This is a genomic window from Streptococcus suis (genome assembly GCA_024583055.1).
Taxonomy (GTDB): Bacteria; Bacillota; Bacilli; order Lactobacillales; family Streptococcaceae; genus Streptococcus; species Streptococcus suis_V.
Window position 1 is genome coordinate 453348 of record CP102145.1, and the last position, 14615, is coordinate 467962.

The 14615-nt window shown below is 43.9% G+C and carries 13 protein-coding genes; 1 reads left to right on the top strand and 12 read right to left on the bottom strand.

The features are described 5' to 3' along the window. Positions 1-72: 72 nt before the first annotated feature. A complete protein-coding gene (locus tag NQZ91_02220; GenBank protein ID UUM58207.1) occupies positions 73-375 on the top strand; it encodes a hypothetical protein in 303 nt (100 codons plus the stop codon). Positions 376-395: 20 nt separating this feature from the next. On the opposite strand, the gene NQZ91_02225 is transcribed toward NQZ91_02220, so the two are convergent. The 12 genes from NQZ91_02225 to NQZ91_02280 form a co-directional block, all read right to left on the bottom strand. Next, positions 396-662: a DUF2087 domain-containing protein gene (locus NQZ91_02225; protein ID UUM58208.1), complete on the bottom strand. Its 267-nt coding sequence runs from the start codon at positions 660-662 to the stop codon at positions 396-398. 54 nt (positions 663-716) lie between these two features. Beyond that, positions 717-3116, bottom strand: a complete 2400-nt coding sequence (gene pheT, locus NQZ91_02230; GenBank protein UUM58209.1) for a phenylalanine--tRNA ligase subunit beta — start codon at positions 3114-3116, stop codon at positions 717-719. Position 3117: 1 nt separating this feature from the next. Then, on the bottom strand, positions 3118-3639 hold the full coding sequence (locus NQZ91_02235; protein ID UUM58210.1) for a GNAT family N-acetyltransferase: 522 nt from the start codon (positions 3637-3639) through the stop codon (positions 3118-3120). Between the two features lie 446 nt (positions 3640-4085). Then, the gene (gene pheS / locus NQZ91_02240; GenBank protein ID UUM58211.1) at positions 4086-5129 is read right to left on the bottom strand and encodes a phenylalanine--tRNA ligase subunit alpha; all 1044 of its coding nucleotides are present in this window, start codon (positions 5127-5129) and stop codon (positions 4086-4088) included. A gap of 293 nt (positions 5130-5422) precedes the next feature. Next, a complete protein-coding gene (locus NQZ91_02245) occupies positions 5423-7147 on the bottom strand; it encodes a glycoside hydrolase family 3 protein (protein ID UUM58212.1) in 1725 nt (574 codons plus the stop codon). Positions 7148-7157: 10 nt separating this feature from the next. Further along, the gene (locus tag NQZ91_02250; GenBank protein UUM58213.1) at positions 7158-8948 is read right to left on the bottom strand and encodes a beta-hexosaminidase; all 1791 of its coding nucleotides are present in this window, start codon (positions 8946-8948) and stop codon (positions 7158-7160) included. A gap of 48 nt (positions 8949-8996) precedes the next feature. Continuing rightward, entirely contained in the window at positions 8997-9797 is an 801-nt protein-coding gene (locus tag NQZ91_02255; protein UUM58214.1) for an HAD hydrolase-like protein, read from the bottom strand. Continuing rightward, a complete protein-coding gene (locus NQZ91_02260; GenBank protein ID UUM58215.1) occupies positions 9797-10636 on the bottom strand; it encodes an SDR family oxidoreductase in 840 nt (279 codons plus the stop codon). The genes NQZ91_02255 and NQZ91_02260 overlap by 1 nt, the downstream gene beginning before the upstream one ends. Before the next feature lies 1 nt (position 10637). Next, positions 10638-11738 carry a mannonate dehydratase gene (locus NQZ91_02265; GenBank protein UUM58216.1) on the bottom strand — a complete coding sequence of 367 codons (1101 nt, stop codon included), beginning with the start codon at positions 11736-11738 and terminating at the stop codon, positions 10638-10640. Between the two features lie 13 nt (positions 11739-11751). After that, positions 11752-13152, bottom strand: coding sequence for a glucuronate isomerase (gene uxaC, locus NQZ91_02270; GenBank protein UUM58217.1), 1401 nt, complete (start codon positions 13150-13152; stop codon positions 11752-11754). A 1-nt stretch (position 13153) separates the two neighbouring features. After that, positions 13154-13774, bottom strand: coding sequence for a bifunctional 4-hydroxy-2-oxoglutarate aldolase/2-dehydro-3-deoxy-phosphogluconate aldolase (eda, locus tag NQZ91_02275; GenBank protein UUM58218.1), 621 nt, complete (start codon positions 13772-13774; stop codon positions 13154-13156). Between the two features lie 123 nt (positions 13775-13897). After that, positions 13898-14614: a FadR family transcriptional regulator gene (locus NQZ91_02280; GenBank protein UUM58219.1), complete on the bottom strand. Its 717-nt coding sequence runs from the start codon at positions 14612-14614 to the stop codon at positions 13898-13900. Between the last annotated feature and the right edge of the window lies 1 nt (position 14615).

Genomic DNA, 14615 nt, shown 5'->3' on the forward strand with positions numbered 1-14615 from the left:
ATATCAACAATCAACTTTCTACCCATTTTGTGAGGATTGTGCTAAAATATGGAAAACTCAAGGAGAACAACTATGTACGAATTTGTCTTAGAATACGGGTCCTTCCCTGTAAAATTGATTGATGGTTTTGTCGACAACCGCGTCGAAATCCCTGAATGGCTGGAAGGGGATGAGGAGATGATTGCTAGACTTCATGCCATCAACGAGCTCTTCCACCAACTCTTTCACACTGTAGAATGTAAATTTGACTACATCGGCAAACAATTTCCAGACAAGATTGAGCAACTGAGGGAACTCTATCACCCCTTGGCAGAAGATTTGCTGGCTAAATACGGTGATAGGATAGAATTGAAGATTGAACCCTTTATTTTGTAAGACAAAAGAGATGACCGCAATCATCTCTTTTCTTCTATTCTGTATTCCAAACCATACTGATCACGCGATAGGTAGCCATAATCTACCAAGTAACGTCTTAAAATAGCATAATCGTCATAGATCTCAGCTAGAAAGGCATTGACATCTTTTTCTGTAAATGTCGAGCCCTTCTTAGCCAATTCCTCCTGCAAGTAGGCAAACAAGACCTGCTTACTTTTTAATTTCTTCGGAATGACAAGCAACTTTCCATCTCGGAAAAATTTTTCTTGAATATCTTGAGTGTTCATACTTCCCTCCAAAAAATCCTAGCCCGCTGACTAGGATTTCACAAGATTTACATGTTAACGAATTTCAGCACCAAGCGCTTCGAGCGACTTACTAATTTTCTCCATATACTTAGCCACTTCCTCATCTGTCAGGCTATCCGCAGGATTCTGGAAGGTCAGGTTATAAGCCATAGACTTCTTACCAGCCTCAATATTGCTGCCAGCATAGACGTCAAAGATGGTCACCTTGGTCAAGCGTTTCACGCCCGCAGCCGCAATGGCATCCAGGACATCCTGATGTTTGACATCACTGCTCAAGAGCAGGGCAATATCACGGCTAACCGCTGGGAATTTGGAGATTTCGGTAAATGGCTGAGCTGGCTGGAGAGCTTCTTCAATCGCATCCAGATTGATTTCAGCCACATAGGTTTCAGGAATACCGTAGTCCTTGGCCGTTTGAGGATGTACCTGACCGACAAAGCCGATAACTGCCCCATTCAAATGGATTTCAGCTGTACGACCTGGATGCAGAGCAGCAATCTCACTAGTCGCCACAAAGTCAACAGCCAACTTGTAATGACCAAAGATAGCTTCCAAAATCCCTTTGGCATGGAAGAAATCAACTGGTACAGCCGGTGTTTGGAAGTCTTTCTCAGCTACCAAACCAGTCAAGACAAGGGCAAATTTATTGATCTCTTGCGGCAGGTCCTCTTTTGGCTTGCCAGACTGTTCAAAGATTTTTCCGATTTCGTAGAGGGCCAAGTTCTTGTTCTTACGAGCCACGTTGTAGGCCACTGTTTCCAACATACCAGACACCATGTTCTGACGGAGGGCAGAGCGGTCAACAGTCATAGGCCACATTAGTTCGGTCACTGTGGTTGGACGAGTCGCAAATTCCACAGCCTTTTCAGGCGTTGTCAAGGCATAAGAAATGATTTCTGTCAGACCTGCACCTTCTGCCAGGCTACGTACTTGGCGACGGATGCTCTGGGTCAGGGTCAACTCGCCTGCTGTTCCGTCCTCTTTCGGAAGAGTGGTCGGCAGATTATTGTAGCCATAAATACGAGCAATTTCCTCTACCAAGTCTGCTGGAATGCGAATGTCCCAACGGCGACGTGGTACTGCGACTGTAAACTGACTTGCATCGCCAGTTGTTTCCATACCTAAACGACGGAAAATGTCTGCGATTTGTGCATAGTCGAGGTTGGTCCCGAGCGAGCGGTTAACGTAGTCAATGGTCGCTGTGACTGGGACGTCCGAAGTGTCCACGCTGCCCGCAGAAACGATGCCAGACAAGACCTGACCGCCAGCCAGTTCCGCAATCATAGCAGCTGCCGTGTCAATAGCCTCCGTCAAAGTTGCCACGTTGATGCCTTTTTCAAAGCGAGAAGAGGACTCAGAGCGAAGATTGAGGCGACCTGAGGTCTTGCGGATAGACTTGCCGTCAAAAAGGGCAGCTTCCAGCACAACGATCTTAGAGTTGTTGTCAATCTCTGTGTTGGCACCGCCCATGACACCACCGAGGGCAACTGCCTTGTTCGCAACGGAAATGACGATATCATCGGCAATCAAGTCACGCTCTTCACCGTCAAGGGTCACCAAGTTTTCACCCTCTTTTGCCTGACGAGCCACGATTTTCTTGCCATCAAACTTATCAAAGTCAAAGGCGTGCATTGGCTGACCGAAGTAAAGCAAGATGTAGTTGGTGATATCGACCACGTTGTTGAGCGGGCGAATACCTGCATTCATGAGTAGATTTTGCAACCACTGTGGGCTCGGTGCGATGGTCACATTTTCGATGACACGAGCCGTGTAGGCAGTCACCTTGTCTGACTCGATAGCCACTTCAATCACATCGCTGGCTTTTTTATCGCTTTCTTCCAAGACAACAGACTTGAAGTTGACCTTGCTGTCGTAAATGGCTGCGACTTCATGAGCCACGCCACGCATGGAGAGGGCATCGGCACGGTTTGGTGTGATGGACAGCTCGATAATCTCGTCGTCAAGGTCTAGGTATGAAAAGACTGGCTCACCCACCACTGCATCTTCTGGCAGCTGGTAGATTCCATCCGCATAGACCTTTGGCACAACTGAGTCGGACACGCCGATTTCGCTCAATGAGCAGAGCATCCCCAAGGACTCAACTCCGCGGATTTTGCCTTTCTTGATCTTGTAGTTGCCAGCGATACGAGCTCCTGGCAGAGCGACGATTACCTTGATACCAGCTTTCACATTCGGAGCACCGCAAACGATTTGCGTGATTTCTTCGCCCACATTGACCTGACAAATATTGAGGTGGGTATCTGGAATTGGCTCAGCAGACACAACCTGACCGACAACCAACTTAGAAAGGCCAGCACTCTTTTGCTCAACACCTTCTACTTCAATTCCTGTTGTTGACATTTTTTCAGACAAGTCATGGCTTGTCGCATCAAAGTCAACCAGTTCTTTTAACCATTTGTAACTTACTAACATATTATCCTTTCTGGTGCAAAGGCCGTTTCAGTAGCCAATCCACATCAATCTTATCACCGACCGCAAATTCATGCTGGCCAAATTTTTCAAATCCGTATTTTGCATAAAATTGCTGAGCTTTGTAATTATGTTCCCAGACTCCCAGCCAGACCCAGTCACAAGTTGACTGCTCTGCTTTTTCCAAAGCAAATTCAAACAAGACCTTCCCAAGACCACGGCCTTGAAAAGCCTGCAAGAGATAGACCCGCTGAATTTCAAAGGCATTTTCCAACTCCTGCTCCGTCTGGGCAGGACCTTGGTTGAGCTTGAGATAACCAGCCACCTGATCATCAATCCTTAGAAAATAATGCTGGCAATTGGGGTCCGACATCTCACGGGTCAAAACATCTAACGAATAAGCTTCCTCGAAGAAGTTTTCTAATTCTTTAGTGTCATTATCGTGAGCAAAGGTTTCAGCAAAGGTCTGCTTGGCCAACTCCTGCAAAACGGAAACCTCTTCCAAACGTATAGGATCAATCTGCATCTCATTGCCTCTCATTTCTAACTGGGCTAGGAAAGTCGCTCAATAGCGATTTCCCCTTCACTTTACTCGTCCGTGGTTACGACGTTCTAAGGTTGAAAACGACATTTTTTCAACCTTAGAACTAGTGAGACAATTAGACAGTTCTCCATAGCGACTGTCGTCTCATAAATAGGTGCTTCAGCACCATTTATGAGTATCGGAGTCCAACGGTTTAGAGTTGAAAACGATACTTTTCAACTCTAAACCTAGTGAGGGGAGTAGGTAGACCGCTAGAGCGGCTTCCGTTTCTCTCAAACAACAATCTACTAACCTTTATCAGATTACGACGGATTTCAAGCAAAACGATTTTTTTGCTTGAAATCCGTCGTAAGGTAGCTAGGAAAGTCGCAGAATAGCGATTCCCGTCTACTTAAGAGCTGACTTTGTCAGCCTTAAGTAGTGCTACGTTAAAACTGCTCCGAAAAGCGTACATCACCTTGGTAGAAACCACGAATATCGTTGATACCGTAGCGAAGCATGGCAATACGTTCCTGACCAAGACCGAAGGCAAATCCAGAGTACTTGGTTGAGTCAATTCCACTCATTTCCAATACTTGTGGGTGTACCATACCGGCACCGAGGATTTCAATCCAGCCTGTTTTCTTACATACGTTACAGCCATCACCACCACACTTGAAGCAGGAAACATCTACCTCAACAGAAGGCTCTGTGAATGGGAAGTATGATGGACGCAGGCGAATCTGACGCTCTTCACCAAACATTTTCTTGATAATCATTTCAAGCGTACCTTTGAGATCGCCCATGGATACATTTTCACCGACAACCAAGCCTTCAATCTGGTGGAACTGGTGGCTGTGGGTCGCATCGTCCGTATCACGACGGAATACACGTCCAGGCGAAATCATCTTCAAGGCACCTTTTGAGAAATCATGTTGGTCCATAGTCCGTGCCTGAACAGGTGAGGTATGGGTCCGCATAAGAATTTCTTCTGTGATGTAGAAGGTATCTTGCATATCACGCGCTGGATGATCTTTTGGCAAGTTCATCCGCTCAAAATTGTAGTAATCTTTTTCCACTTCAAATCCGTCAACGATTTGGAAGCCCATGCCTAAGAAAATATCTTCGATTTCTTCAGAAGTTTGGGTCAAAACATGACGTTTTCCGACCTTGACCTGACGACCTGGCAGGGTCACATCAATGGTTTCGGATGCTAATTGTTGTTGGATTTTTGCTGCTGCAACCTTCTGAGCTGTTTCTTCAAAAGCAGCCGTCAGCACATCGCGCACTTCATTAACCTGCTTACCAACGATTGGTTTCATGTCGTTAGACAGGTCTTTCAAACCTTTCAACAGGTCCGTCAAGGACCCTTTTTTACCCAAAACTGCAACACGCAGGGCTTGCAGTTCTTTTTCTCCTTGGTGCTGGATTTCTTTTAACTTTTCAAGTGTGGTTTGGCTTAATTCAGCCAACTGTTGTTCAATATTTGACATAATTCCTCCAATAAAAAAACGCATGACACCACTCGTATCGGAGCGTTGTCACGCGGTACCATCCGTTTTCATCTGCTAGGCAGACCTTCATTCTAAGTCCTTGCGTGAGTGAATTCGACCAACTTTCACTGATTGAGCTTGCAGTCACGGCTCAACTCCCTGGGCAGTTTCCATAGGTGTACTAGTCTCACAGACTTCTATTCAATTAAGAATATTCTATCAAAAATAAGAAAGTTTGGCAATAAATATCCCTAGAAAAACTCCCTCTATCTAGGATAGAAAGGAGTTTAGTTTTATAGTTTTGCTTGCCATTTATTGGCCCAAACATTCTCATTTGGCACACCATAGAAGTCATCTTTTCCTTCTAATTTATCAAGGAGAGATTCAATCGTGTTTTTATTATGATGGTAGGCATTGATAGCAGTTTTGACCATGGTAACATCATGAAGGTGAGTTGTATAGTTTAGTGAAACGAAAATGGTTGGAACTTCATGTACATACCAAGGAACTTCATTGGACATGGCCGTTTTCCACTGGATGCGGTAATTATTCTGCGCTCCATATCCAATGACATTGGCAACAGTCAAGGCTAAATCAACTTCTTCTCGGTATTGCAACGTTTTTCCTTTGATCCGAGTCGTACCATCATTGACAGTCACTTCATAACCACGCGCTTCCAAGGCAGCTTTAAGGTTATCAACCACTTCTGTATTTGCCGCCATAATGCCTTCTTTTTCACCTTCTAGGTAATACAAACGGATTCTGCGATGGGTTTCTGGACTAATTGGAAGATTTTTCTGGGTATCCTTCAACAGCGTAATTGCTTTGTCTGCCGCCTCACGTTGCCAAGCCAAGTGTTCTTCGCAGCGAATAATAGCCAATTCATCGTTTGATTTTAATAAGGTTCCTTCTGCTTGTTTGATATGCAGATTGAGTTTGGCTTTCAGACCTAAAATGCGACGGAGAGCATCATGAAGTCTTTCCTCAGTAATCACTCCCTTGCGGTAGCCATTGAGCATAAATTCAAAATCTTCTTCTAAGTTATTGAAGAATAAGAACATATCACAACCCGCAGCAATGGCTGCAGGTACGTAGTCTTCACGACGCATGGCTGCTGTCATCCCCAACATGTGGCTGGCATCTGTTATAACCAAGCCATTGAATTCCAATTTTTCTTTCAATAAATCTTGAATCAATTCAGGAGCCAGTGTTGCAGGCAAAATATCTTCGTCCATCAAACTTGGATTCAGTTCTTTCTGGTAATATGGCAAGGCTATATGACCTGCCATAATCATCTCAACACCAGCTTCAATATGATGACGATAGACACGACCAAAACTATTGTCCCATTCTTCTGGAGAGAGTTCATTGACACCGAGGACTAGATGCTGATCACGTTCTTCTGTACCATCTCCTGGGAAATGCTTGATACATTGAATAACATCTCTTTCAGCAGTCAATCCTTCTAAATAGGCACTGGTATAGGCAATCACATCATCCGCATTTGTGCCGTAGGCTCTGGTATTGACAATCGTATTGCGCCAGTTCTGTACAATGTCCACGCACGGATCAAAGTTGACATTTACACCTAATGCAGTCTCCTCTCTCGCAGATACGAGACCTGCTAGGTAGGGAATACGAGGATCCCGACTAGCTTCCGATTGAGCACCTGAGGAAATATAGGTTCCGCCTTTCACAGCCCCATCTCCACCTGAGTCACAGTTCGCTGCAACCAAGAGAGGTACTTTTGAATAGCTTTGCAACTCGTTAATCAGTCCTTGTACCTGTTCTGGACTGCCATTCATATAACGAGCACCACCTATGTGATATCGGTTCATCAATTCCTTATTACTCAGATTATTTCCGCTAAAAGCGTCTCCTCCGAAGAAGAATAGATTAACAAACAATTGACCGATTTTTTCTTCATCAGTCAGATGAGCCAAGGTATTTTCTACCCAGGTAAGCTGCTCATCATTCAAACAATAGGGTTTCTTCCGCAAATCAACCAATCTAGGCATTCTTTCCTCCTTATTTTCCGCGCCAAATCTGTGTATCTACCAAGCCACAATAGGCATCTACAGGTGATACTCCTGTAAAGTCTGACTCTCCTGCTAGTTTAGCAACCAAGGCTTCTAATGTGACTGGCAAGCCATCGTAGGCATTGATATAGGTTGCAACCTGTGGCATATCTGCAAGTGCAAATGGGTGCTGAACAGAGACGACAATGGTTGGAATTTCGTGAACATAGAAAGGCTGGTCTGGCGTTCCCTTAGCAGCTGGCCAAATAATCCGCTGAGTTGTCCCTCCTGAGTTGACATCGACTAAATCGATAATCAAATCATAGTTATCTGTGATTTCGGCAATAGGACGCTTGGAAGCATAGACATTCGCAATCGCTGCTGGTCTTTCTTCTTCTGGTAATTTAGCAATCCGTGCCTCCGTATTTTCCCAGATAGATACTTGGTGACCTCGAGCTTCTAATAGTTCTTTCAGCGTATCGGCTGCTCTCTTCTTGCCAGCATTGATCATGGCGCCAAAACCACCCTTATAGCCATCTACTTCTACCAACAAAATCCGTTTGTAGCGTTCTGGATTGACGGGGAAAATTCCTTCTTGTTTGGCTTTTACCAAGGTAATCGCCTTGTCAGCTATTTCTTTTGCAAGCTGTTTCGCCTCATCTCTACCAATCAAAGCCAGTGCTTCTTCTTTTGGCAACATGATTTCCTGACGACGACCTTCAAACTGATGAAGACCGAGTTTAGCTTTCAAGCCCAAGGTACGACGAAGAGCATCATGGAGGCGTTCCTCAGAAAGCAGACCATTTTCCAATCCTTCTTTCATCCATTGCAAATCTTCTTCTGGATCGTTGAAGAAAAGGAAAAGATCACAACCTGCCTCAATAGCTGTAGGCAATAACTCACGACGTGGCATAGAGGCTGTCATACCAATCATGTGACTAGCATCCGTGACAATGGCGCCATTGTAACCTAATTCTCCACGAAGCAATTCATCCAAGAGGGTTTTATTCAGCGAAGCTGGCAACATATCATCCAATTCACGTTCTGGATGCATTTCTTTCTCAACATTTGGCAAATGAATATGCCCCGCCATAATACCTGGGAGACCTGCGTCAGCCATCTCACCATAAATCCGTCCAAATGTTTCCATCCATTCAGATTTGGTCATGGGATTCGAAGCAAAAGAGAGATGATGGTCACGTTCATCAATACCATCGCCTGGGAAATGCTTAGCAAACGGCACAATGCCATGCTCCATAATACCTCGCATGTATTCTTTGGATAATTCAATGACTTGGTCTACATTAGCTCCCCATGTTCGGTTTGCAATGATTGGATTGCGCCAATTACGACTGAGGTCCATAATCGGTGCAAAGGAGGCATTGCAGCCTACTGCAGCTGCTTCAAGTCCTGCAACTTTCCCCATTTCATAAGCATAGTGGGGATCGGTTGTCGCAGCAATCTTGATCTCATCCCCAATTTTCGTTCCGTCCGTAACAGCGCCATTCCCACCAGATTCGGTATTGGCTGCAATCAAGAGAGGAATTTTAGACTTGGTCTGCAAAATATAGTTTTGCTCCCAAATATCTACAGCAGGTCCAGGATTGTAACGAACAGCAGCAATCTTATAATCATTTAATACTCCAGTCAGATATTCTTCTGTCCGCTGGCTCCCCATGTTGACAAAGAGGTGACCGATTTTTTCATCCAAGGTCATCTGAGCAATAGTTTCTTCAATCCAAGAAATAGCCTCTTCATCAAGGCTGTAAGGTTTCTTCCGTAAATCTACTAAATGTGTCATGTTTGCCTCCAAAAAAGCTAGAGGGCATAGCGCCTCTAGCCCTTCTCTCTAGTCGTCTAAATTATTCCAAAATGCCTGTGTCAATTCTATTTCTTTCTCATTTGTGAATGCTTGATGAACAAAGTCATCTGCAATCGTTTCTGTCAAATCCGCCCAAGATTGCATCTCTTGTCCTACTAAAATGGGATAGAAGTGAACATTATTGAGTTCCGCCGCCTTCAAATCACCTGGCGAGTCACCAATCATCATAATCTTATCAGGACAATACCCTTCCTCTATTAACAGTTTGATGACATCTTCTTTCTTGCCACGGTCTTGACAGTACAATTCTGTAACAAAGTCCATCAAACCCTGGTCTGTCCACTCTTCTTCTACCGCTTCCTTATTAGCAGAAGAAACTACGTAGACTTTTCCTAACTGGCTCAATTTTTCCAAGCCCTTGTGAACGCCGATGAAGGCTAAAACTGGTCCACTATACTTCTTAATGGCTTGATTGACTTGAGTGGACCATTCTAAAGCTAATTCCAAGTCTTTTGACGGCTGCTCCTCTATCAATCTTTCCAGAGAAGCATTTGACAAAGAATCTGTAGTAACGACCCAATTTTTCAAGTTATCTATACCAGTCACACCTGCAAATTCTAGAGCTTTAACTAAGCCGACAAAACGGTTAATGCCACGTTCTCGTGAGTAGAGATTAACTCGATTCCATTCAGCTAAAAATGGTTCTTTATCTTCAACACCAAAAACTTCCGCAGCCAAGGGACCGAAAAAGAGTTTATGTTTGTAGGTCATGGTGTCCATGGCGCAGCCATCAGAGTCCACACAAAATACGTAATCCGTTTTCATCATCAAACTCCTGAATAGGCTGAGAAGCCACCGTCAATCGGTAAAACAACACCGTTGACAAAACTTGCCAAATTCTCGTCTGCCAAGAAGAAGACTCCGCCGACTAGCTCTTCCGCTTCACCAAAACGCCCCATTGGTGTATTGGTCAAAATCTTGTTGGCACGTGCGGTCGGTTGACCTGACTCGTCAAATAGCAAGCCACGGTTTTGGTTGGTAACCAGAAATCCAGGCGCAATCGCATTACAACGAATACCAACTTTTGAAAAATGGACTGCTAACCATTGGGTAAAATTACTAATAGCAGCCTTGGCACCTGAGTAGGCTGGAATTTTTGTCAAAGGAGTAAAGGCATTCATGCTGGAAATATTGATAATATTTGCTCCCGAGCGACCAATCATATCCTGTGCAAAGACCTGTGTTGGCAATAAGGTTCCCAAATAGTTCAAATTGAATACAAAGTTGATACCTGCCTCATCCAAGTCGAAGAAAGTTTTGGTCTCAGCTGGCAGTCCAATCTCATGGAATTCATTGTCCGTTGTCGCTTTTGGATTATTGCCTCCTGCACCATTGATTAAAATATCTACAGGGCCAAAATCTGCTAGGACTTGCTGGCGAACTTCTTCCAAATTTTCCTTAGAAAGAACGTTAGATTTATATGCTTTCGCAACGCCTCCTGCTGCTGCAATCTCATCAACGAAGACCTGAGCCGCAGCTTCATTTAAGTCCAAAAGCGCAACCTTTGCGCCTGCCTTAGCAAATTCTTTTGCCAAATAGCCACAAAGCACGCCTCCTGCACCTGTAATAACAACAACCTTATCCTTAAACTCAATAACACGTGACATATTAGCTCTCCTTATTTCCAACTGTTTTGACTGTAATTCCAAAATCTGGTGTCTTGCCTGCTGCTCGCATATTGGCTTCATAGAGACCGTTAAAGTAGGTTGCCCCAAGGGCTCGGTCATACAGACCATAACCAGGTGTCTTGGTCTGGTCTCTCCAGATACGACGACCGTGGTCTGGACGCAAGGCACCAGTCCAGTCATAGTCCACCAATAATTTAACAACAGCGTTCATGTCAATGTCACCAGCCTGTGACAAATGTGCAGTTTCTTGGAAGCCCCAAGCACCTGCCGTCACATTGCGCGTATGCATAAAATTGATACGATTGCGTTTGAGAGCATATTCCGTCATGGCAAGGACATCATTTTTCGGATCAGAAGCATAGGATCCTACACACATGGTAATTCCATTGTGTTCTGAATCATAGAGATTCAAAAATCGTTCAACGGCTTCTTGACCAGTAATAATACGTGGCAATCCGAAAATTCCATACGGAGGGTCATCAGGGTGAATAGCCATTTTGACTCCAGCTTCCTCAGCCGTTGGCAGAATCGCTTTGATGAAATACTCCAAATTCGCCCATAAATCTTCTTCAGAGATATTCTGACGATAATTTTCAATAATCGCCTTCATTTCTTCCTTGGAGTAGGACGAATCCCAACCCGGTAAGTTCAAATCATCCGCCACAGGATCAACACCTGCCAAATCAGATTTAAGGAAAGCTAAAGAAGTTGAACCATCTGGAAGTGGGTGGTGCAAGTCTGAACGGGTCCAGTCAAACACAGGCATGAAATTATAGCATACAACTGGAATACCTGCAGCCCCGACATTACGGATGGAAGTTTTATAGTTTTCAATTAACTCATCACGATTTGGCTTCCCTTGTTTGATGTCTTCATGAACAGGAATGGATTCAATAACAGTAATTTCAAGTCCTGCATCTTCGACCATTTTTTTCAGCTCTAGAATGTTTTCAAGGGGCCAAGCTTGACCAACTGGCACATCATAGACAGCTGTTACGATTCCCTGCATACCAGGGATTGCTTTAATCTCTTCCAGTGTCACAGGATCTTTTTTCCCGTACCATCGAAATGACATTTTCATGATTTACTCTCCTTTATTGTTCAAAAAATTCTTTGGCATTGTAATAGGATATGGCTTCTACAAACTGGCCTAAACGCTTGTAATCTTCAGGCACTTCTTCATCAACAATCCATTGACCAACATAGGTCGCTAAAATGCGTCTGAAATAATCATGCCGTTGATAAGATAAAAAGCTACGCGAATCTGTCAACATACCAACAAAATTAGCAAGCATGCCCTGTTCTGCATAGGCATTCATCTGGTCAATCATGCCCAACTTGGTATCATTGAACCACCAACCAGCACCAAATTGTAGCTGACTACGAAGCCCTTCCTCATTGGACTGGAAATTCGCCAAAGTATTGGCCAGAGCAATGTTGTAACTTGGATTGAGATTGTACCAAATCATTTTTGGAAGGGCATTTTCCCTGACCAAGTTATCTAACAAACGATTCAAATTCACTGTCAGACATGTCTGGTCTCCAATCGAATCCACACCTACATCTGCTCCAAGTTTTTCAAATAGTCCGGTATGGTTGTTCCGTAAAGAACCAAAGTGAACTTGTGTCACAAAGCCATGTTTCTTATACAATCGGCACAATTCTCTAAAGATAGCAGTCTGCCATTTATTGATACTGGATTGGCCAGCCTCTTTACCTGCCAGTCTTGCTAGTAAAATTTCATCCAACTCTTCGAGGGTAGCCTCTTCATAGGAAATAGTCGTAAAACTGATGTCACTTGCTCGGCAACCGTGTTGAGCAAAATAGGAAACGCGCTGACCAAGTGCCTCTACAAAACTTGCAAAGTCTCTTACTGCTACCCCTGTGACTTCTTCCAAGCGTTTCATAAATGGATTGAAATTTCGATGTTCTATAAAAGCTTCATCTGGTCGGAAAGTCGGTGCCACTACAGTATCTATGGTCGAGTCCTCAGCCAAGCACTTATGCCATTCTAGTGTATCTAATGGATGGTCAGTAGTCCCAATAAAGGTCACCCTAGCATCCGCAATCAACTTCCGTGGACTAACTTGATGTTCTTGCAAATAAGTATTGAGCTGATGATAGAGTCGCTCTGCATTTTCTGCGGTCAACAATTCCTCAACACCGAAAACCTGTCGCAATTCCAAATGACTCCAATGATAAAGAGGATTTCCGAAAGCCCGTTCCAAGGTTCTTGCCCAGGCCTTAAACTTATCTAGTTTACTTGCTGAACCTGTGATTTCTTCTTCTGAGATACCATTAGCCCGCATCAAGCGCCACTTATAATGGTCACCCCCCAGCCACAGATCAACAATATCTTCATAAACCTTATCTTCAAAAATTTCCTTAGGATCCAAGTGGCAATGGAAATCATAGATAGGAAGCTCTGCTATTTTCCCGTAAAGCTCCTTAGCAGGCTCATTTTTTAGCATAAAGTTTTTGTCATTAAAACTCATTTCATCCCTCCAAAGCTGCAACAAAACTGCGAGCAATCGTCGTTACACTTTCATAGCCTTCAGCCTGTACTCGACTTGCCAGAGCCGAACCAACTCCAACAGCACAAGCGCCTGCCTTTTTCCAATCTGCAACATTATCAACTGATACACCACCAGAAGGCATCAGATCCACTTCAGGCACAGGGCCGTGAATATCCTTGATAAATCCAGGCCCCAACACGCCACCAGGGAAAAGCTTGATAATAGGACATCCCGCCTGACTAGCTGTGACAATCTCCGTTGCAGTTGCACAGCCTGGGAAGTAGAATACCTCAGCCTCTTGCGCCAAGTCTTGAATTTCTTTATCAAAATGAGGACTAACCAGAAAACTAGCACCTGCATCAATGGCTGCTTGTGCCAACTTAAGATTCATTACTGTTCCCGCCCCAATGACTACGGAAGAATCATCTGAGAACTCCTCTTGTAATTCTTTGATAACTGTCGCTGCATTTGGAGTCGAAAATGTAATTTCAATATTTCGAATACCTCCCAAAATCGCATGGCGAGCGATTTCTTTCGCATCTTCTTCATCTTTTCCTCGAATCACTGCGAAAAAGTAATTTTCTTTTAATTGCTTTAACATCTTGACCTCCAATTAGAAAGCGATATCATTTTATAGTTATAGTATATAATTCATCAGATGATTTGTCAAGAAAAATGCAAAAAAATACCCAGAAAATTATTCTGGGCAGTCTATTTCGTATTTCTATTTATGATCGTTGAGACCATGCAAAGTCATATCTTTATCGAACCATTCGCTTAAAACAACCTGTCTTACTGATGTAATATGTGCTAACATGCTATCATATGCTGCAACAGGGTGACGTTGCTTGATAGCCATTAAGATATTCCTGTGGGCCTGTAAACTATCCGATTTCATCTGACGATTTGAATAATTTTCATTGATTAGATGAATAGATTGATTAATGACAGGCATGAGACTAGTCATTGCCAGATTCCCACTCATCTCCGCCAACATACAGTGAAATTGCACATCCAATTCCAGATGCTTCGAATCTCCAGCAGCTACCGCCTCTTCAATAGCAAAGACAATTTCTTCTAGTCGAGCAATGTCTTCATCCGAGGCAAATTGAGCGACACGCTCCGCAATTCTCGGTTCAAGCAAATACCGCACTTCAAACAAATCTGTCGTCAGTTTCACACGGTCTCTGACCAACGAAAAACCTAAAGGATCCTCTGAAACTCCTTTTTTGGAACTGATGTAAGTTCCCGACCCTTGCCGCACCTCCAGAATATTTCGAGTAGCCAAACTTCGAACAGCTTCACGAACAGTCGAACGTCCAACTTCTAAATCTTGGGCCAATTCATACTCATTTGGAAGCTTGTCACCAACTTCATATCCTCTTTCCAAAATCAATTCCAATAAGCGTTCTGATGCTTTTTCTACCAAGGGTTTCGCCATG